18 protein-coding genes are annotated in these 19,906 nt (G+C 71.7%); 6 read left to right on the top strand and 12 right to left on the bottom strand.

The genetic code is table 11. The features are described 5' to 3' along the window. Window positions 1-63 precede the first annotated feature (63 nt). Window positions 64-684, top strand: coding sequence for a hypothetical protein (locus ACWC21_RS20415; RefSeq protein WP_450883712.1), 621 nt, complete (start codon window positions 64-66; stop codon window positions 682-684). A gap of 13 nt (window positions 685-697) precedes the next feature. Here ACWC21_RS20415 and ACWC21_RS20410 read toward each other — a convergent pair whose 3' ends face one another. From ACWC21_RS20410 to ACWC21_RS20395, 4 genes are all read right to left on the bottom strand, one after another. Next, entirely contained in the window at window positions 698-1,093 is a 396-nt protein-coding gene (locus ACWC21_RS20410; RefSeq protein WP_450883710.1) for a hypothetical protein, read from the bottom strand. Window positions 1,094-1,206: 113 nt separating this feature from the next. After that, a complete protein-coding gene (locus ACWC21_RS20405; RefSeq protein ID WP_450883709.1) occupies window positions 1,207-4,950 on the bottom strand; it encodes an ABC transporter ATP-binding protein in 3,744 nt (1,247 codons plus the stop codon). A gap of 103 nt (window positions 4,951-5,053) precedes the next feature. Continuing rightward, complete coding sequence (locus ACWC21_RS20400; protein WP_450883707.1) at window positions 5,054-6,082, bottom strand: esterase-like activity of phytase family protein; 1,029 nt, start codon at window positions 6,080-6,082, stop codon at window positions 5,054-5,056. Between the two features lie 53 nt (window positions 6,083-6,135). Continuing rightward, entirely contained in the window at window positions 6,136-7,059 is a 924-nt protein-coding gene (locus ACWC21_RS20395; protein ID WP_450883705.1) for a serine hydrolase, read from the bottom strand. Window positions 7,060-7,341: 282 nt separating this feature from the next. On the opposite strand from ACWC21_RS20395, the gene ACWC21_RS20390 reads away from it, so the two are divergent. Beyond that, window positions 7,342-7,698, top strand: coding sequence for a peptidase inhibitor family I36 protein (locus ACWC21_RS20390; RefSeq protein ID WP_450883703.1), 357 nt, complete (start codon window positions 7,342-7,344; stop codon window positions 7,696-7,698). 54 nt (window positions 7,699-7,752) lie between these two features. Here ACWC21_RS20390 and ACWC21_RS20385 read toward each other — a convergent pair whose 3' ends face one another. Both ACWC21_RS20385 and speB read right to left on the bottom strand, forming a co-directional pair. After that, window positions 7,753-9,438 (bottom strand): thiamine pyrophosphate-binding protein, encoded by a 1,686-nt coding sequence (locus ACWC21_RS20385; protein WP_450883701.1) that lies wholly within the window; start codon window positions 9,436-9,438, stop codon window positions 7,753-7,755. After that, entirely contained in the window at window positions 9,435-10,415 is a 981-nt protein-coding gene (gene speB / locus ACWC21_RS20380) for an agmatinase (protein WP_450883699.1), read from the bottom strand. Before speB ends, ACWC21_RS20385 begins: the two co-directional genes overlap by 4 nt. A gap of 147 nt (window positions 10,416-10,562) precedes the next feature. On the opposite strand from speB, the gene ACWC21_RS20375 reads away from it, so the two are divergent. Continuing rightward, complete coding sequence (locus ACWC21_RS20375; RefSeq protein ID WP_450883697.1) at window positions 10,563-12,026, top strand: PucR family transcriptional regulator ligand-binding domain-containing protein; 1,464 nt, start codon at window positions 10,563-10,565, stop codon at window positions 12,024-12,026. Window positions 12,027-12,104: 78 nt separating this feature from the next. After that, a complete protein-coding gene (locus ACWC21_RS20370; RefSeq protein WP_450883695.1) occupies window positions 12,105-12,899 on the top strand; it encodes a phosphatase in 795 nt (264 codons plus the stop codon). A gap of 250 nt (window positions 12,900-13,149) precedes the next feature. Here the strand turns inward: ACWC21_RS20370 and ACWC21_RS20365 are convergent, their stop codons facing one another. Beyond that, window positions 13,150-14,676 (bottom strand): hypothetical protein, encoded by a 1,527-nt coding sequence (locus ACWC21_RS20365; RefSeq protein WP_450883694.1) that lies wholly within the window; start codon window positions 14,674-14,676, stop codon window positions 13,150-13,152. 259 nt (window positions 14,677-14,935) lie between these two features. Between ACWC21_RS20365 and ACWC21_RS20360 the strand changes: the two genes are divergently transcribed. Beyond that, a complete protein-coding gene (locus ACWC21_RS20360) occupies window positions 14,936-15,199 on the top strand; it encodes a hypothetical protein (protein ID WP_450883692.1) in 264 nt (87 codons plus the stop codon). Between the two features lie 136 nt (window positions 15,200-15,335). On the opposite strand, the gene ACWC21_RS20355 is transcribed toward ACWC21_RS20360, so the two are convergent. From ACWC21_RS20355 to ACWC21_RS20335, 5 genes are all read right to left on the bottom strand, one after another. Then, on the bottom strand, window positions 15,336-15,803 hold the full coding sequence (locus ACWC21_RS20355) for a hypothetical protein (RefSeq protein WP_450883690.1): 468 nt from the start codon (window positions 15,801-15,803) through the stop codon (window positions 15,336-15,338). Window positions 15,804-16,043: 240 nt separating this feature from the next. After that, window positions 16,044-16,919 carry an acyl-CoA thioesterase gene (locus ACWC21_RS20350; RefSeq protein ID WP_450883688.1) on the bottom strand — a complete coding sequence of 292 codons (876 nt, stop codon included), beginning with the start codon at window positions 16,917-16,919 and terminating at the stop codon, window positions 16,044-16,046. Between the two features lie 35 nt (window positions 16,920-16,954). Further along, the gene (locus tag ACWC21_RS20345; RefSeq protein WP_450883686.1) at window positions 16,955-18,112 is read right to left on the bottom strand and encodes an acyl-CoA dehydrogenase family protein; all 1,158 of its coding nucleotides are present in this window, start codon (window positions 18,110-18,112) and stop codon (window positions 16,955-16,957) included. 121 nt (window positions 18,113-18,233) lie between these two features. Beyond that, complete coding sequence (locus ACWC21_RS20340; protein ID WP_450883808.1) at window positions 18,234-18,809, bottom strand: Uma2 family endonuclease; 576 nt, start codon at window positions 18,807-18,809, stop codon at window positions 18,234-18,236. A 50-nt stretch (window positions 18,810-18,859) separates the two neighbouring features. Beyond that, window positions 18,860-19,465, bottom strand: a complete 606-nt coding sequence (locus ACWC21_RS20335; protein WP_450883684.1) for an SACE_7040 family transcriptional regulator — start codon at window positions 19,463-19,465, stop codon at window positions 18,860-18,862. A gap of 96 nt (window positions 19,466-19,561) precedes the next feature. Here ACWC21_RS20335 and ACWC21_RS20330 point away from each other — a divergent pair. Beyond that, window positions 19,562-19,906: carboxyl transferase domain-containing protein (locus ACWC21_RS20330; protein ID WP_450883682.1), on the top strand; the 345-nt coding region annotated here is incomplete at its 3' end.

The following is a 19,906-nucleotide window of genomic DNA, read 5'->3' as shown; positions in this document are numbered from 1 at the left end:
AACGGCTGGCGTGGCCCACTCACGACGGGTCACGCTGGGCAGGGGGTGTCTGGGGGGATGGGGATGCACGTGAGACGTTCCGTGGGGCTGGTGTGCGGGCTGCTGGCGCTGCCCCTCGCCCTGCTGACGGGCTGCCAGCGCTCGCCCGGGCCCACCGCGCACGGCACACCGACCGGGGCGGCCGCCCCGACCACCGGCTACGGCGCCCGGTTCCTCGCGGTCGGCGAGTGCAGTTCCTTCGGCACCGCCGGCTTCACCGAGGTGCCGTGCGCCGGGGAACGGGCGGCGGCCCGGGTCGTCGCCCGCCACGACGGCACCCCTGGCAACGGCCCGCTGTGCCCGCCCACCACCGACTTCGTCCTGCACATCGGCGCGCGGGACCCGTCCTCCCCGGAGCACGGGGACGGCACGATTCCCCAGGGGTACGCCTGCATGCGCAACCTCGAACCGCCGCACCCGGGCGACCCGGGGGGCGGTGGCGGGCCCCGCACCGTCCCGGGCGACTGCGTCTACGGCTCCGGCGGCGGCCGGGTGCGTGAGACGGCGTGCGACGGCTCGGGCACCCGGAAACCCCGGTACAAGATCACGAAGACGGTGGCGGCCCGCCGTCAGTGCCCGCCGTCGACGGCCCTGTACGTCCAGCTCGGCGGGCGCCATCCGGTGGGCTGCGCACGCCGGTTGTGAGCCCCCCGGAGGGTCAGCACAGGATCCAGCCCGAGCTCACCGAACCGCGGCCCACCGAGCCCTTGATCCACACGCAGCGGTGGCCGGCGTGCACCGTCACCGGGCCGGCGTGGTGGGCGTAGTGGCCCTTGTCGACGACGGGCCGGTTGCCGCGCGCCTGGACGCTGACCGACATGGTGCGCTTGGCGCCGGTCTTCTCCGGTGTGGTGAGCGCGCACACGTAGCCATTGCGCTTGTAGACGTGCACGGCTCCGGTGGAGAAGGGCAGGGTCTTCACCTCGCGCCCGGCGCAGGACGTCGCCGTCGTCGTCGCCTGGGCGCTGCCCGGCGCCGCGAGGCCGAGCACCCCCGACGCGGCCAGCACGGCCGCGCCGAGCGCCAGGCGCCTGCGTATCGCACCACTGTCCACTGTCGTCCCTCCCGTACATCGGTCATGTACCAGCCATGAACGTACTGATGTACGGACGCACGACATATGTCGGATGGTTGCACGATCGTCGGATGCAGGCGCCGTGCGGCTGTTCAGCGGGGCGCCCCCACCGGCTCCTCCGGCTCCGCCCGGCCGATGAACGTCCGCCACAGTTCGGCGTACCGGCCGTCCAGGGCGAGCAGTTCCTCGTGGGTGCCGTCCTCGGCGACCCGGCCGTGGTCCATCACCACGACCCGGTCGGCGCGGGCGGCCGTGGTCAGCCGGTGGGCGACGACGAGCGTGGTGCGACGGCCCGTCAGACGGTCCGTCGCCTGGTTGACCTGGGCCTCCGTGGCCAGGTCGAGGGCCGCCGTGGCCTCGTCGAGGAGCAGGATGTCGGGGTCGACGAGTTCGGCGCGGGCCAGGGCGATCAGCTGGCGCTGACCCGCCGACAGGTTGCGGCCGCGTTCGGCGACCTCGTGCAGGTAGCCGCCGTCGAGGGTGGCGATCATGTCGTGTGCGCCGACCGCCCGGGCCGCGGCCTCCACCTCGGCGTCGGTGGCGTCGGGGCGGCCGTAGGCGATGGCGTCGCGGACGGTGCCCTGGAAGAGGTACGCCTCCTGGGGCACCACGCCGAGGCGGTGCCGGTACGAGGTGAGGTCCAGGGCGCGCAGATCGGTGCCGTCGACCGTGACCCGGCCGGCGGTGGGGTCGTAGAACCGGGCCACCAGCTTCACCAGGGTCGACTTGCCCGCGCCGGTCTCGCCGACGAAGGCGACGGTCTGACCGGCGGGGATCGTCAGGTCGATGCCGGTCAGCGCCTGTTCGCCGGCGCCGCCCGCCGGGTCGTGGTCCTGGCCGTACGCGAAGTGCACGTTCTCGAAGGCGAGGTCGCCCCGGAGCGAGCGCACCCGCTGCGGCTGCCCGGCGGACTCGGTGGACGTCGGCTCCTGGAGCAGTTCCTGGATGCGGCCCAGCGACACCGTCGCCTGCTGGTAGCCGTCGAAGACCTGGGAGAGCTGCTGGACGGGGGCGAAGAACAGGTCGATGTAGAGCAGGTAGGCGACCAGCGCGCCCGTCGTCAGCGTGGCCGCCTCGATCCGGCCCGCGCCCGCGATCAGCACGGAGGCCGCGGCGACCGAGGACAGCAGCTGGACGAAGGGGAAGTAGACGGATATCAGCCACTGGCCGCGTATGCGTGCGCGCCGGTAGCTGTCGCTGCGTTCGGCGAACCGGCGCCCGCCGTCCCGCTCGCGCCGGAAGGCCTGCACGATCCGCAGTCCGGACACCGACTCCTGGAGGTCGGCGTTGACCGCCGAAACACGCTCGCGGGCGAGTTCGTACGCCTTCACGCTGGCCCGGCGGAAGAAGTAGGTGGCGACGATCAGCGGGGGCAGGGTCGCGAAGACGACCAGCGCCAGCTGTACGTCGATGACCAGCAGGGCCACCATGATGCCGAAGAAGGTGACGACCGAGACGAACGCCGTGACCAGACCCGTCTGCAAAAATGTCGACAAAGCGTCGACATCGGTCGTCATGCGGGTCATGATCCGGCCGGTCAGCTCGCGCTCGTAGTAGTCGAGGCCGAGCCGCTGGAGCTGGGCGAAGATCTTCAGGCGCAGGGAGTACAGGACCCGTTCGCCGGTGCGGCCGGTCATCCGGGTCTCGCCGATCTGCGCGGCCCACTGCAGGGTGACGGCGAGCAGGGCGAGCAGCGAGGCCGACCAGACCGCGCCGAGGGCCATCCGGGTGACGCCCTGGTCGATGCCGTGCCGGATCAGGATCGGCAGCAGCAGGCCCATGCCGGCGTCGACGGCGACGAGCAGCAGGCTGACGAGGAGGGGCCGGCCGAAACCGTGGAGCAGGCGCCGGAGGCCGTAGGAGTCCTCCGGGCGGACCGCGCGCGCCTCGTCGATGTCCGGGGTGTCGGTGGCCGGGGGCAGCGCCTCCACCTGGGCGAGGAGGTCGGGTGTGGCCGGGGTTCCGGCGAGTGCGGTGTCCTTCGGTTCGCGGTCGCCGGTCCACAGGCGGGGGGTCACACCCCGCTCGGCGTCGAACTCGGCGTCGAGTTCGTCCCGGACCGAGGTGTCCTCGTCCGGTGCGGCGGGCTGGGCATGGCCCGGGGAGACGCCGCCGAGCTCGTCGGGGTCGGTGAGCAGGCGGCGGTAGAGGGCGGACCGTTCCTGCAGTTCCTGGTGGGTGCCTATGTCGGCGAGGCGGCCGGCGTCGAGGACGGCGATGCGGTCGGCGAGGTTGAGGGTGGAGCGGCGGTGGGCGATGAGCAGGGTGGTACGGCCCCGCATGACCTGCTTCAGCGCCTCGTGGATCTCGTGCTCGACGCGGGCGTCCACGGCGGAGGTGGCGTCGTCCAGGACGAGCAGCCGGGGGTCGGTGAGCAGGGCGCGGGCGAGTGCGACGCGCTGGCGCTGGCCGCCGGAGAGGGTGAGGCCGTGCTCGCCGACCTTGGTGTCGTAGCCGTCGGGCAGCTCGGCGATGAAGCGGTCGGCCTGGGCGGCGCGGGCGGCGGCCTGGATCTCCTCCTGGGTGGCGTCCGGGCGGCCGTAGGCGATGTTGGCCCGGACGGTGTCGGAGAAGAGGAAGGAGTCCTCGGGGACCAGGCCGATCGCGGCCCTGAGCGAGTCGAGGGTCAGCTCGCGCACATCGTGCCCGCCGATCAGCACGGCGCCGTGGGTGACGTCGTAGAAGCGCGGCAGGAGGAGGGAGACGGTGGACTTGCCGGAGCCGGAGGAGCCGACGACGGCGAGGGTCTCGCCGGGGCGGATCTCGAAGCTCAGGCCCTGGAGCACCGGGTGCTCGTCCGCGTATCCGAAGGACACGTCGTCGAACTCGACGGTCGCGGGGGCGTCGGCGGGGAGGGGTTTGGTGCCGTCCTTCATCGACGGCCGGGTGTCGATGAGCTCCAGTACGCGTTCGGTGCCGGCGCGGGCCTGCTGGCCGACGGTGAGGACCACGGCGAGCATGCGGACCGGGCCGACGAGCTGGGCGAGGTAGGTGGAGAAGGCGACGAAGGTGCCGAGGGTGATGTGGCCGCGTACGGCCAGCCAGCCGCCCACCGCCAGCATGGCGGCCTGGCCGAGCGCCGGCACGGCCTGCAGTGCGGGGGTGTACCTGCTGTTCAGCCGGATGGTGCGCAGGCGTCCCGCGAAGAGGCGGCGGCCGACCTCGCGGAGTTTCCCGGTCTCCTGCTCCTCCTGTCCGAAGCCCTTGACCACGCGTACGCCGCTGACGGCCCCGTCGACCACGCCCGCGACGGCGGCGGCCTGGGCCTGGGCGTACCAGGTGGCGGGGTGCAGCCTGGAGCGGCTGCGCTTGGCGATCCAGTACAGCGCGGGGGCGACCGCGAGGGCGACCAGGGTCAGCGGCAGCGACAGCCAGGCCATGATCACCAGGGAGATCAGGAAGAGCAGGACGTTGCCGATGGTCATCGGCAGCATGAAGAGCAGGCCCTGGATGAGCTGGAGGTCGCTGGTGGCCCGGCCGACCACCTGTCCGGTGGACAGTTCGTCCTGGCGGCGGCCGTCGAGGCGGGTGATCGTCCCGTACATCTCGGTGCGCAGGTCGTGCTGGACGTCGAGGGCGAGCCGGCCGCCGTAGTAGCGGCGGACGTAGGCCGATGCGTAGACGAGGAGCGCGGCCGCGACGAGGGATCCCGCCCAGGGGGCCATGTGCCGGCTGTGGTTGCCGATCACGTCGTCGATGATCACTTTGGTGATCAGCGGGACGAGTGCCATGACGGCCATGCCGGCGAGCGAGGCGCCGAGGGCCAGGACGACGTCCTTCGGATACCTCCATGCGTATCCGGCCAGTCGTCGTGCCCATCCCCGTTGCGGTGTCACGCGGTGCCCTCCGGTCTTCGTCCTGGCCTGCCGGAAGGCACCAACGCTCACGGAAGCGGATTTCATCCCTCCGCAACAATCGGGGATGGAGCGGGAACGAGAATCAGACACGCACCCGCAGGTGGTAGAACCGCGTCGTCTGCACCGCGTTCTGGTTGTCGTCGCTGACCAGCAGGACCTCGAGGCGGCCGTGCACCCGGCCCGTGACCGTCATCCCCTCGATGTTGTCGAGGAGCGGGTTGGGCTGGGGCTGCCGTGCGGTGGCGCCCAGGGTCGGACAGGTGGCGATGTCGGTGAGCAGGGTCTTGCTGATCAGGCGGACGCCGGCCTGGCCGGTCAGGTTCTCGATGCCGCTGGTGTCGGTGGCGCGGCGCGGGTCGGCGAGATAGAGGCGGACCGTGTTGCCGACGCCGGAGGTGAAGCCCCGCTCGAGGACCAGCAGCCGGCCGTCCGGGGTTGCCTGCACCTCGGGGACGCCGAGTCCGGAGTCCGTGCGGTAGGCGTACTGGGCGCCGAGCCTGAAGTGGTCGCCCTTCGTCCGCCGCCAGGTCTGGAAACGGACGATGCCGGCGGTGTCGCCGGAGAGCGCGTACTCCATGGACGCCAGCAGGGTGCGTCCGCCGGGGAGCAGGGTCAGCCCTTCGAAGGTGCCGTTGGACTGGGCACGGCCCGCCGGGGCGACCCGGAGCGGGCTCGGCACGGGCAGCCGGTCGAGGACGTGGCCGTCGCGCGAGTAGCGGCGTACGGACGGCTCGGTCTCGGAGGTGATCAGGCGGGTGCCGTCCCGGTCGACGACCAGTCCCTCCGAGTCGAGCGCGGCGCCGCTCTCGTCGGCGAGGGGGACGACGGCCTTCGGTGCGAGCGTCTTCGCGTCCAGGGAGAACAGGGAGGAGCGGTCGGAGAGGGCGGCGAGCGTGCCACCCCGGTCCACGGCGAGCGCGGAGAAGTTGCCGACGAAGGTGCCCCGGTACGTCGTCTTGTCGAGCGCGTCGGAGAAGCGGTCGATCGAGACGGCGGGTGAACAGGCTTGGCTGTCGGCGGCATTGGCCGCGTCGGCGGGCCCGGCGGCGGACAGGCAGGTGGCCGCCGCCAGGCAGGCGGTGAGGGTGGCGAGTACGGTTCTCGGACGCATGACGGTCACCGTAGGACGGTCCGGTGACCGGCGGGAGACCGCCTCGTGAAGCGTCAGCCCTGTTCCGGCACCGCCACGAACGCCTCGCGGGGCGTGCTGGTCGGGGTGTAGGTCGTGACCGAGGACGTGGTCGGCACCAGGTCCTTGTGGATGGCCTTGGCGACGTTCTGGATCGTGGTGACGCCGTAGTCCATGGTGCTGTTGTCCTGCGTCAGCACGGAGATCATGTAGTCGTGTCCGGCGCCGTTGAAGGTGCCGAGGCTGTGCACCCGCCAGCCGTGCGTGGCGCGTTGCAGCCAGCCGTTCTTGACGTGCACGGAGACGGTGGACGGCGCGCCGGCGGGCGTGCCCCAGCGCTGCGAGGAGATGACCTGGCCCATCAGCTTGAGGATGTAGGCGCGGGAGTTGTCGCTCAGCACCGTGTTCTTGGCGGTGACGAGCTGGAGCAGCTTCTGCTCGTCGTTGACGTTCTCCTGGGTCAGTCCCCAGTAACCGTCCGCGCCCGGCGTGGTCTTCGTCATGCCGGCGGCGGCCAGGAAGCCCTTGATCTTCGTCAGGCCCAGCTGCTTCCACAGCCTGGTGGTCGCGGCGTTGTCCGACTGCGTGATCATCGCCTTGGCGAGCGACTGCTCGGTGGTCGTCAGGTACCGGTTGTGCTTCTTCGCGTCCCACAGCAGCGTGGCGAGGACGGTGACCTTGACGGTGCTGGCCGAGTCGTAGGACGTGGTCGCGCGCAGGGTGCAGGTCGTCTTGGTGGAGCGGTCGTAGAGACCGACGGCGACGGTGCCCTTGCGGTTCGCGAGGGCCGCCGTGATGTCCTTCTTCAACTTGTCGGCCAGGCCCGCCTTTGCGGACGTACAGCTGACCGTGGGGGTCGTCGCGGCGGCCGGGGTGGCGGCGACGACGCCCGGTATGAGTACGGCGGCGCCGACGGCGGCCGCCAGTGCTCGGGCCCTTCTGGTTTTCCCGTGAGTCATGCATCTGATGACTCACAGGTTCGAGTGAATGGTTGTACGAGACCGGCTGATCGTTGGGCAAAGGCTGTACGACGAGTCGACCGGCGGGCTCCATCGGAGGTGACCGACGGCGGCAACTCCTGCATGGGCGAGCTGCCGGCAGCCCGGTCGTACTGGTTCTACTAGTTCGCTCACACAGGTGAGGTCGATCTTGGGCTCGGGCGTGTCCCCGCACCCGGACAGGAGCATGGCGGCGCCTCGGCAGTTCGGCCGGGGCGCCAACTCCCGCTTCAGGAGAGCCCCATGACGCTTCGTTCCTGGTCCCTCGCCGCGGTGTTCGCGCTGACCGCCCTCGTCCTGCCCGCCCAGAGCGCCACCGCGCAGGCCGCCGCCCCGCCGCCCTGCCCGGACGGATCCGTGTGCTTCTGGAGCGGGGAGGGCTTCAGCGGCAGCTACTGGGAGTGGACCGCCCGCAGCGGCTACCGCGACATGCCGTCCTTCCTGCACGACCACGTCGGCTCGGCCGTCGCGAGCACCAAGGCGTGTTTCATCAACTGGGAGCCGGTCGAGAAGCGGGACGTCTACAACGGCGACTGGCGCTCCCGCTACCTCGGCGACTTCGGCGGCCGTATCGACGGAGTGGGTCCGGGCTACTGCTGATCCCGGGAGCCGGTCTCGCCGGTCTCGCCGGTCTCGTCGGTCTCGTCGGTCTCGTCAGTCCAGGTGCGTCGGCGCGAACATCCGCAGTGCGGCCGGGAGTACGACCACCGACGGCCCGGGCGTCGACAGGGCCTTCGCCAGGTCCGCCTCCAGCGTCCGGGGCGTCGTACGCACCCCCGGCACCCCGAAGGACTCCGCGAGCGCCGCGTAGTCCGGGCCGGTCATTTCCGTCGCCGTCGTCTCGCCGAACGCGTCGGTCATGTAGGCGCGCAGGATGCCGTAGCCGCCGTCGTCGACGATCAGCCAGGTGACCGGCAGGTCGTACTGCTTGGCCGTGGCCAGCTCGGCGATCGAGTACAGGGCGCCGCCGTCGCCCGACACCGCCAGCACCGGGCGGGTCGGGTCGGCGACGGCCGCACCCAGCGCCGCCGGGAAGCCGTAGCCGAGGCCGCCGGCGCCCTGGGCCGAGTGCATGGTGTTCGCGCCCCGGGGGTCGAAGGCCGACCAGGCCCAGTACGCCAGGATCGTCATGTCCCAGAAGGACGGGGAGCCGGCGGGCAGGGCCCGGCGGACCGACGCCAGTACGTCCTGTTCCAGGGTGAGTTCCTGGGAGGCCAGGCGAGCCGCCACCTTCGCCAGCAGCTCCCGTACCCGGTCCGGTGCCGTCTCGTCGGCACGCTGGTCCACCGTCTCCAGCAGTGCCTGGAGGGCGAGGCGCGCGTCGGCGTGGATACCGAGCGCCGGGTGGTTGGACTCCAGCTTGCCGAGGTCGGCCTCGATCTGGATCACACGGCCGCGAGGCTTGAACGTGTGGTAGTTGGAGGACAGTTCACCGAGTCCGGAGCCGACGACGAGGAGGACGTCCGCATCCTCCAGGAAGTCCGTCGTGTGCCGGTCCTCCAGCCAGGACTGGAGGGACAGGGGGTGTTCCCAGGGGAAGGCGCCCTTGCCGCCGAACGTCGTCACCACCGGTGCCCGGAGCCGCTCGGCGAGCTGCCTCAGCTTGCCCGGCGCGTCCGCCCGTACCACTCCCCCGCCCGCGATGATCGCCGGACGGGCGGCGCGGGACAGCAGGTCGGCGGCCACGGCGGTCAGTTCGGGTCGCGGGGGCAGTTCGTCCGGGGTGGCGTCGACCCCCGTCACCACCGGCAGGGCGGTCGGCGCGAGCAGTACGTCCTGCGGGATCTCCACCCACACCGGGCCGTGCGGAGCCGTGAGCGCCGACTTCCAGGCCGCGGCGACGGCCGACGGGATCTGGGACTGGGCGCGGACGGTGTGGACGGACTTGACCACACTCCGGAACGAGGCCGCCTGGTCGGGCAGCTCGTGCAGATAGCCGTGCCGGCCGCCGCCGAGGCCCGCGGTGGGGACCTGGCTGCTGATCGCGACGACGGGCGCGGACGCGGCCGCCGCTTCCTGGAGCGCGGCCAGGGACGTGAGCGCTCCCGGACCCGTCGACAGCAGCAGCGGGGCCGCCTCGCCGGTGATCCGGCCGTACGCGTCCGCCGCGAACCCCGCGTTGTTCTCCATGCGCAGGCCGACGTACCGCAGCGAGGAGCGGCGCAGGGCGTCGAACATGCCCAGCGCGTGCTGGCCGGGCAGGCCGAAGACGGTGGTCGCGCCGAGCCCGGCCAGCGTCTCCACGACCAGGTCTCCGCCGCTCCGGCCGGGGGGAGGGTTCAGGGCGGCCTCCGTCTGGGCGGGCGTAGGGCGGAGCACCAGGTCGTGGTCGTGGGTCACTTGCCCTCGTTCTCCTCGCGGGCCGCCGCGATCTGCCGGGTCATGATCGTGGTCAGTTCGTACGCCGTGTGGGACGCGGCCACCGACGTGATCTCCGCGTGGTCGTACGCGGGAGCCACCTCGACGACGTCCGCCGACACCAGGTTGCAGGATGCCAGTCCGCGCAGGATCTCCAGCAGTTCGCGGGAGGTCATGCCGCCCGCCTCCGGGGTGCCGGTGCCGGGCGCGTGCGCCGGGTCCAGGCAGTCGATGTCGATGGAGATGTACAGCGGGCGGTCGCCGATGCGCTGCCGCAGCTGGTCGGCGACCTCGTCGGCGCCCCGCCGGTAGATGTCGGCGGAGGTGACGATGCCGAAGCCCATCTTCTCGTCGTCGGTGAGGTCCTGCTTGCCGTACAGCGGGCCGCGGGTGCCGACGTGGGAGAGGGCGGAGGTGTCGAGGATGCCCTCCTCGAACGCCCGGCGGAACGGCGTGCCGTGCGTGTACTCGGCGCCGAAGTAGGTGTCCCAGGTGTCGAGGTGGGCGTCGAAGTGGAGCAGGGCGACCGGGCCGTGCTTCTTCGCCACGGACCTCAGCAGGGGCAGGGCGATCGTGTGGTCGCCGCCGAGGGTCATCAGCCGGGCGTCGGTGCCGAGCAGTTCGTCGGCGGCGGCCTCGACGGTCTCCACGGCCTCGTTGATGTTGAACGGGTTCACCGCGATGTCGCCGCCGTCGGCGACCTGCGCGAGGGCGAAGGGGGAGGCGTCCTGCGCCGGGTTGTAGGGGCGCAGCAGCCGGGACGCCTCGCGGATGGCGTTGCCGCCGAAGCGGGCGCCCGGCCGGTACGACACGCCGGAGTCGAACGGGACACCGACCACGGCGACGTCGGTGGTGCCGACCTCGTCGAGGCGGGGCAGCCGCGCGAAGGTCGCGGGTCCGGCGTACCGCGGGACGCGGGAGGAGTCGACGGGGCCGCGGGGCGTCTCGTTGCTGCTCATGGGTACTGCCTTCTTTCCTGCGCTGCGTCGCGTGATGTGCGTCTTGTTCTGCGCCTACGCCTCCTTCGAGCCTAGGGTGGCCGGGGACAGCCGCAGAAGTGTACGTTTCATCCATAGTGGCCGTTCCGGATGGAGGAATCGTCCATCATGTCGGGCACTCCCGTACCGCCGACACCGCCGGTCCCTCTGGTGGCCCTGCTGGCCCGCGAGGACCTGGGCCTCCGGCAGATCGCGGGCCCGGACGGCCAGGGCGTCGTGATCCACTGGGCGCACACCTCGGAGATGGCCGACCCGTACCCGTACCTGCTGGGCGGCGAGCTGCTGCTGACGGCGGGCGTGCACGTGCCGGAGGCGGCCGGGTCGGGGGCATACTTCGACGGCTATGTCTCCCGCATCGTCGCGGCGGGCGGAGCGGCCCTCGGGTTCGGGCTGGCACCGGTGCACGAGACGGTGCCGCGAGCCCTGGTCGCCGCCTGCGACGCCCATGCGCTCCCCCTGCTGGAGGTGCCGCCGCGGACCACCTTCTCCGGGGTGGCGCGTGCGGTGTGGCAGCTGATGGCGCAGGCCCGCCTGGCGGAGCTGCGCCGGGTCACGGAGGCCCAGCAGAGTCTCGCCTCCGCCGCCTCCCGCCCCGATCCGGTGCCGTCGGTGCTGCGCCGGCTGGCCCGGCACCTGGGCGGCCGGACGGCGCTGTACGGCCCGGACGGCACCGAGATCGCGGCGGCCGGCGGGGACACGCCGCAGCAGGTACGAGCGGCGCTGGCGGGGCTGGCGGGGGTCGTACGGCCCGACCGGGCGCAGGCCCCCTCGTCCGCCACCGACACCGTCTCCGGCACCCACCTGGCCGCCTACGCCCTGGGCGCCGATCGGGGCTTCGTGCTCGGGGTCGCCACCACGCGGCGTGAACCCGGGGACCACACCATCGCCTCCGTCGCCGCCGTCCTCCTGTCCCTGCTCACCGGCGAGCACCACAGCGGGGCGGGGGCGGCCCGTTCGTCGGCGCTGGTCCGGCTGCTGCTGGGCGCCGGGCCCGCGGACGTGGCACCGCTGCTCGGGGCCGACCGATGGGTCGTCGTGCACGCGCGGCCGGAGCGGCAGGCCCCCGGCGCGATGGCCGCCTCCGCCCTGGGCGCCGCCCTCGGGTCCGCGCTGGTCGACCTGGCGGACGGCGTCGTGCGGGTCCTCGTCCCGGCCGGCCGTGAGCCGGCCCCGCAGCCCGGCTGGGCCCTCGGGGTCAGCGCCCCCGTGGCGCCGGACGACTGGCCGGCCGCCGACATCCAGGCGGCCCGTGCCCTGGCCCGGGCGCGGGCCACCCGTAGCGCGCTGGTCCGGCACGGCGGCCGGCCGGGCCTGGCCGAGCTGGTGCCGCCCGGCGAGGCCGAGGCTCACGCCCGCGCGCTCCTCGGGCCCGTCGCGGACAGCCCCGCCCTGACCGAGACCCTGCGCACCTGGCTCTCCCTGCACGGCAGTTGGGACCGTACGGCGGTGGCCCTGTCGGTGCACCGCAACACCGTCCGGCAGCGGATCGCCCGCTGCGCGGCACTTCTGGACGCCGATCTGGACGATCCGGACGTCCGGATGGAGCTGTGGTTCGCCCTTCGGCAAACCTGACGTGACCTGCGAAGTGACCCACGTCCCAGCGGGCGGTAAGCCAGGGACGCGGACGGTTGCCTGCCTCACAATGGAGAGATGCCGATACCCGGGACACCCAGCCGCGCCGAGCTCGTCGACCACCTTGTGAGGACCCGTATCGCGGGCGACGTCGCGACGCCCCGCGAGAACAACCTCTCCCACTACCGCAGGCTGGCCAACGGCGAGCGCAACTTCTGGCTCGGCCTGGAACTCGGCGACCGCTGGCGGGACGAGCAGGACGTGCTGGCGGTGATGGCGGAGCGGGTCGGCGTCAACGACGACGCGGAGTACCGGTACGGCCAGGACACCATCGATCCCGAGCTGACCGTCGACGCCCTGGAGCGCCTGGCGGGACGGCTGCGCAAGGCGGCGGACGGGCAGCAGCGGGTGCTGTTCGCCACCGGCCATCCCGGTGGTCTGCTCGACGTGCACCGGGCCACGGCCGCCGCGTTGCGCGCCGCCGGCTGCGAGATCGTCGTCATCCCCGACGGGCTGCAGACGGAGGAGGGCTATGTGATGCAGTTCGCGGACGTGGCGGTGCTCGAGCACGGCGCCACGCTGTGGCACACCCACTCCGGGGAGCCGATGCGCGCCATTCTCACAGCACTTGAGCGCGAGGGCCGCCCGCTGCCCGACCTGGTCGTCGCCGACCACGGCTGGGCGGGTTACGCGGGACAGCACGGCGTCGACTCCGTGGGATACGCGGACTGCAACGACCCGGCCCTGTTCCTGGCCGAGTCGGAGGACACCCTGCAGGTGGCCGTCCCGCTCGACGACCATGTGCTCAGCCCGCGCCACTACGACCCGCTGACGGCGTATCTGCTGGCGCAGGCGGGACTGTCCGGGGCGTGAAGCGCCGGCGGCGCGCGGCCCGGTCGAGGAGCCGCACACCGCCCGTGTCCACGGTGGGGTCAGCGGTTGCCGCCGTGGTCGCCACCGCGCTCGAGCTGGTCGACGGTGCGGGCTCCGGCCGGCGCGACCGGATCAGGCGGCGGTCGGAACCGGCCCGCCTCGGGCCGGTTCCGACCAGCGTCCCGCACAACCACGGCCAGGGACGGGACGGACGACAGCGTCACCGGTTCACCCGGACGGGTCCTGTATTTCAAGCTCGGAGGGGACAGGTGAGCGGGAGCACGCGTTCGGTCAGCTGTCCGGTGAGCCGGTTGTCGGTGAGGGCGGCGTCGGTGAGCCAGTCCGCTGCGGTCAGCTGGTCGACCAGGTGGTGCAGCTCGCCGGAATCGACCGGGACCCAGGCGGTGAGAGCGTTCAGGGCGATGCCCTGGCCGCGGGGACCGAGGACCCCCGAGGCGTCGGTCCGGGTGGCCAGCGTCAGGGCGAGCAGCCGGGTGCCGGCGGTGGCCTTGGCCTTGCGGAGCTTCTTGTCCGAGATGACCTTCTGCGCCCAGCCGGAGAGCTTGGGCCGCATCTTCTTGCCGAACGTGAACGGGCCCGCCTTGTCCTCGTGGGGCACCAGTGAGGGGACGGTGAACGGGGTGGGGTTCTCCGGCCGGGAGGCGAGCAGGTCCCCGGTGGTGCCGGGCAGGGTGAGCCAGCCGCAGCCGGTCAGCTTCTCGACCAGGTCCTCCGGGTCGGTCAGGCCCAGCGCAGTGATGTCCTGGCCGACGAGGTTGCCGGTGCCCTTGTGTGCGGTGCGCAGGGTCAGCATCAGCACCAGCAGCCGTGCTTCCGGGCCGGGCAGGGGGCTGTGGTCGGCCACGTATGCGAGGACGGAGCGTGCGTGGTCCCCCTGTGTCGGCACGGTCAGCAGGCGCGACACGGCCGGCCCGTCGCCGTCCACGATGCCGCCGGTGCGCTGCTGGTGCTGGAAGCGGGCAGCGGTGGCGGCCTGCTCGGCGCGCCGGGCCTCCAGCCGCAGGCTCACGATGCCGCTGACGTCGGCCCATGTGGTGAAGGCCCGTGCTTTGCGCTCGTGGAGGTCGGCGAGGAGCGCCAGGTCGGGCTCGGTGCGCTGCTGGTAGGCGCGGAAAAGGTTACCGAGTTCCATGAGTTCGTCCCGCAGGGCGACAGGCCGCAGATCGTGGGGGATGACACGCTGGGCGATCTTCACATGTGGCGGGCGGCGTACAGGTGCGGAGCGGGGAGCCGGCACCCCCCTCCCGTCCGCGGCCTGGCGGTCGGAGAACTGCGGCGTGCCCGCTTCCGGGGTTGTGGGTGGCGGCGATTCGGTGGTCCGGGGCCCGGGGGCTTGGGCGGTGCCCACGGTCTTCGCTCCGGGTGTGGCGGCCGCGCACCGAGAGCAGCACTCCATGGCCTGCCACCAGCGTCCTTCCCGGTCGGTGACAACGGCCAGGACGATCGGCCCGCCGCACCGCCAGGGTTCGGCACGCGCATGCCGGCCGGTGTCGGGCAGGTGGGTGTGGCAGCCCTCAGCCTTGCACGCGCAGTACGCCCCGGCTCTGGGTGTGGGGGCGGCACGCAGGTGGGCCTTGAGGTGGGCGATGGCGGCCATACGGCCGGCGGCCGCGGACGGCAGACGCTGCTCGGCGCAGGCGGGGCGGCTGCACGAGACGCGCACCGCCGCGCTGCCGCGGCCGGCGGCGTCCAGACGCACCGTCCACCGGCGTCCCGGCACTCGCTCGTCCAGTTCGCTCCCCGCAGCCTGCGTCATCCCGTTCTTCCTCCCGCTTCCGCGTCCTCGATCGTCGCCTCACTGCCTGCCGTGCCCGATGGCTGCGGCGGCGGGCCCACCGTACGCGGCACCAGGGCGGAGATCGGTGAACTCGCCCTGCAGCGTGTGGTGGACTCGCCGCCCCACACGGACTGGCCGGCCACCGCGAGGAGTGGCGGCCGTAGCGCCGCGCGCCCAGGCCTCCGTCTCGCGGGTCGAGGCGGGGGGTTCGCCACGTTGACACGTAGGATCCCGGCACGTGGCACACACCTTCGAGGAACTCGTGGAGAAACAACGCGCCGCCGACCAGGCACACGCGACCGCCCAAGCCCTGCGCGGCCAAGGCGACCCGGCCGCGTACGAGACCGCATGGCAGGCATGGCGTGACCTCGCCCTGGACGTACAAGCCGCAGTCACCGAGCACGCGAAAGAGCAGAGCACGATGCGGGCCGGCGTAGAGCTCGACGTGAAGAAGGCGGTCCGCCGCACGTCCGCGCCCGCTTCGCAGGAGGACCGTCCCTGACCAGCAAGGTGCAGCTGTCGCACATCATGCGATTCGGGAGCGGGGCACTGGGCGCCGCCGCCGGTTTCGGCTGCACCGCCGACCAGTACGCCTTCAGACACCAGCCCGGAGCCGGCGACGCAGCGTCAGCGAGTGGTCATGGGCATGAGGTGTTCGACTGACCCTGGATATGAGCATCGGCGTAATCAGCGATTTTCACCCACTCCGTCGTCTTTCCCCGACGGTCGTACGTGCGGGTGAAATTGGTGATGCTGTCGAAGTAGACCTTGTAGCACCAGCCGGCTTGGATCTCCAGAACGTCCCAGTCCTGATTTTCCGGAGTGTGCTCATGGCCGAACAGCAGATACGACTTCTGAGCCACGCCGTCGCTGCTACACCTCGGCGGCGTCGTGGTGGCGTCGCCCGTGGAAGCGCCGGAGGTGCACCAGTTGAAGAGGGCGGTCGCCGTGGCCCCGGTGTCGTTGTAAGTGGACGAGCAGCCGGCGATGCTGCAGTTCGGACCGGCGTGAGCGGGGGTGACACTCGTGATCCCGGCGAGCGCGAACGCCGAGACGATCACCGCCGCCCGGCTCCGGTTGAGCTGGAAGAACGTGAGCGCATTCATGCCTGACCTACCCCCTGCGGCGATGTCGAGCTCGCATGCTCCCATCAAACCGCTGCGACGGAAAGGCAGTTGACAACCTCAAGTGCCCGGCGCTCCGCCGTGGCCCCCGGGCGCGGATCGAGCCGTTGCCGCCGGTCGTACCGCGTCGCGCCGATCACCCGGGATGCAAGCGTCTGGATGACGGCAAGGTGCTGCCGGGCACCCTGCGCTGATCCAGGAAGACGACGTCCGACCGCCCTCTCACCGAGGGACGCGGACCACGCCCTCCTGGATGACCGAGATGGCGAGCCGCCCGTCCTGGGTGTAGATGCGGGCCTGGCCGAGCCCGCGGCCGCCGTACGCCGACGGCGACTCCTGGTCGTACAGCAGCCACTCGTCGGCCCGGAACGGCCGGTGGAACCACATGGCGTGGTCCAGGGAGGCGCCGACGACGTCGCCGACGGCCCAGCCGCCCCGTCCGTGCGCGAGGAGCACGGAGTCGAGGAGGGTCATGTCGGACACGTAGGTGGCGAGGACGACGTGCAGGAGGGGGATGTCGATGGCGCCCTCGAGCTTGCCGTTGGCGCGGAACCACACCTGGGAGTGCGGCTCGCGCGGCTCGCCGAACCTCCCGTACGGCGGCTCGTCGACATAGCGCAGGTCGACGGCCTCGCGGGCCTCCAGGAACCGCTCGACGACCCGGGGGTCGAGGTGGTCGTAGCCGCGCAGCCGTTCCTGCGAGGTGGGCAGGGTCGCCGGGTCGGGTGCGGGCGGCATCGGGGTCTGGTGGTCGAGGCCGTCCTCGTACGTCTGGAAGGACGCCGACAGGGTGAAGATCGGCCTGCCGTGCTGGATCGCGACCACCCGGCGGGTGGTGAACGAGCGGCCGTCGCGGATGCGCTCGACGTCGTAGACGATGGGCGCGCCGGGGTCCCCGAGGCGGAGGAAGTAGGCGTGCAGGGAGTGGGCGGGCCGGTCCGCGGGGACCGTACGCCCGGCGGCGACCAGTGCCTGGGCCGCGACCTGTCCGCCGAAGACGCGGGGGACGACGGCGGACCGGGACTGGCCGCGGAAGATGTTCTCCTCGATCTGCTCGAGGTCGAGCAGATCGAGGAGATCCTGAAGTGCCTGGCTCATGGAGTCGGTTGTATAGGCCAGTGATTGCGGGCGGCTTACAGGCCCATGTCCTTGGCGATGATCGTCTTCATGATCTCGCTGGTGCCGCCGTAGATGCGGTTGACGCGGTTGTCCGCGTACAGGCGGGCGATCGGGTACTCGTTCATGAAGCCGTAGCCGCCGTGCAACTGCAGGCAGCGGTCGATCACCCGGTGGGCGACCTCGGTGCAGAACAGCTTGGCGGAGGCGGCCTCGGCGGGGGTGAGCTCGCCGGCGTCCAGGGCCTCGAGCGAGCGGTCGGCGACGGCCTCCGCCGCGTCGACCTCGGCCTGGCAGGCGGCCAGCTCGAACTTGGTGTTCTGGAAGGAGGCGACGGGCTTGCCGAAGACGGTGCGCTCCTGCACGTACTGCTTGGCGAACCGGACGGCGGCCTTGGCCTGGGCGTAGGCGCCGAAGGCGATGCCCCAGCGCTCGGAGGCCAGGTTGTGGCCGAGGTAGTAGAAGCCCTTGTTCTCCTCGCCGAGCAGGTCCTCGGCGGGCACCTTGACGTCGACGAAGGCCAGCTCGGCGGTGTCGGAGGTCTTCAGGCCGAGCTTGTCCAGCTTGCGGCCGATGGAGTAGCCCTCGGACTTGGTGTCCACGGCGAACAGGGAGATGCCGAAGCGGCGGTCCTCGGCGGACGGCGCCGAGGTACGGGCGGCCACGATCACGCGGTCGGCGTGCACGCCGCCGGTGATGAAGGTCTTGGCGCCGTTGAGCACGTAGTGCGTGCCGTCCTCGGACAGCTTGGCCGTGGTCTTCATGCCCGCGAGGTCGGAGCCGGTGCCCGGCTCGGTCATCGCCAGCGCCCACATCTCCTCGCCGGTGACGAACTTCGGCAGGTAGCGCTTCTTCTGCTCGTCGGTGGCGAGCATCTTGATGTAGGGCAGGGCGAGCAGGACGTGCACGCCGGAGCCGCCGAACTGGACGCCCGCGCGGGCGGTCTCCTCGTAGAGGACGGCCTCGAACTTGTGGGTGTCCAGGCCCGCGCCGCCGAACTCCTCGGGCACGTTGATGCCGAATATGCCCAGGTCGCCGAGCTTGTGGTAGAAGTCGCGCGGCGCCTGGCCCGCGGCGAACCACTCGTCGTACACGGGTACGACCTCGGCTTCGATGAAGGCGCGGAGGGTCTCCCGGAACGCCTCGTGATCCTCGTTGAACACCGTGCGGCGCACCCCGCCACCTCCACTTGCCTCGACATGTCTAAGCGCTTGCTCATGTCAAAGGTACCGGCGAGTACGTTGAGCCGTAAAGGGTGACCTTGCCCACCCCGGTTGCCGGGATGGGCGGCGGGCGTCAGTTCCCGGGCTTGCCGTAGCGGCGGAAGGCGGAGGTCTCGATCGTCCAGGGGCCGAACTGTACGGAGTCTCCGTAGATGTACGGATCCTTGCGGGTGTAGCGGCCCTTGCACGGATCGGAGTGAACCTCGATCGTGCCGGTGCGCGGGTCGACGATCAGATAGTGGGCGATGCCCATGGCCGGGTAGTCGGCAAGCTTTTCGATGTAGTCGTTGTTCGGGTTGGACGGCGAAACGATCTCGATGACCGCGAGAACCTGGGTCGCGTCGACGGCGACACCCTCCTCGTCGAGGACTCCGTCAGGGATGACGACGGCGTCGGGGAGACGCATGCGGCCAATGGCCGGGTGCTCGATCTCGGGGCCGTTCTCACAGACGTACCCCGAATGGGTGGCGGGGAGCTGCGCATTGAGCTGATTACGGATGCGACTGACCGTCCCCTCGTGCCGCTTCGACGGGCACATCATGGCCAGTATCGGGCCTGAGGGACCGATCTCGACGCTCCAAGCCCCTTCAAGCTGCTCGGCGTAGGCCCCGAGCTCCTCGGCGATCGCACGCATCTTGGCGTAATCCATGCCCATGGTCCGAGCATATCGACGCGGACCGACACCGGCCCCGCCTCGACTCAGCCCCCGGCCACCCCCGCCGCCTCGAACGCCCCCCGCGCCATCCGGTGCAGCAGCACCGCCGTGGCGCCCCGCCCCGGGAGGGAGCCGGCGCGGCCCAGGTGCGGTGTGGAGTTCAGCAGGCCGAAGACCGAGTGGACGGCCGAGCGGGCCGCCGGTTCGGCCAGGTCCGGGTAGACCTCGCGGACCACCTCCACCCACAGCTCGACGTACTGCCGCTGGAGCTGGCGGACCAGTTTCCGGTCGCTGTCGCGGAGGCGGTCCAGCTCGCGGTCGTGCAGGGTGATGAGTGGGCGGTCGTCGAGCGCGAAGTCGATGTGCCCCTCGATGAGCGAGTCGAGGACCGTCTCCGGGGCAGCCGCACCGTCGGCCTCCGCCAGGCGCCGCTTGGCCCCGGTCAGCAGCTGGCCGCTGATGCCGACCAGCAGCTCGGCGAGCATGGCGTCCTTGCCCGGGAAGTGGCGGTAGAGGCCGGGCCCGCTGATGCCGACCGCCGCCCCTATCTCGTCGACCCCGACGCCGTGGAAGCCGCGTTCGGCGAAGAGCCGCGCGGCCTCCTTGAGGATCTGCTCGCGTCGGGTGGAGGCGTCGGTTCTGGTGGCCATGAGAACAATTCTAGACAGCGAGGTTAGCGCTCGTTAACCTGAAGGAAATGGTTAACGCTCATTAACAGTCGATCACTGGGTGAGGGGACCGCAAGGATGCACGAGGCACCGGAGCTTCACAGCGCGGCAGACCCCGCGTCGGAGGCCTGGCGAGCCAACGAGGAAGCGCACCGCGCCCTCGTCGAGGAGCTGCGCGGCAAGCTCGCCGTGGCGGCGCTCGGCGGTGGCGAGAAGGCCCGCGCCCGCCACACCGCGCGCGGCAAGCTGCTGCCCCGGGACCGGGTGGACACCCTCCTCGACCCCGGCTCACCCTTCCTGGAACTGGCCCCGCTGGCGGCCGACGGGATGTACGAGGGCCAGGCCCCGGCCGCCGGTGTCATCGCCGGGATCGGGCGGGTGAGCGGGCGCGAGTGCGTGATCGTCGCCAACGACGCCACCGTT

Source organism: Streptomyces sp. NPDC001348 (assembly GCF_053597535.1).
This window is presented reverse-complemented; position numbering and strand designations above follow the sequence as displayed.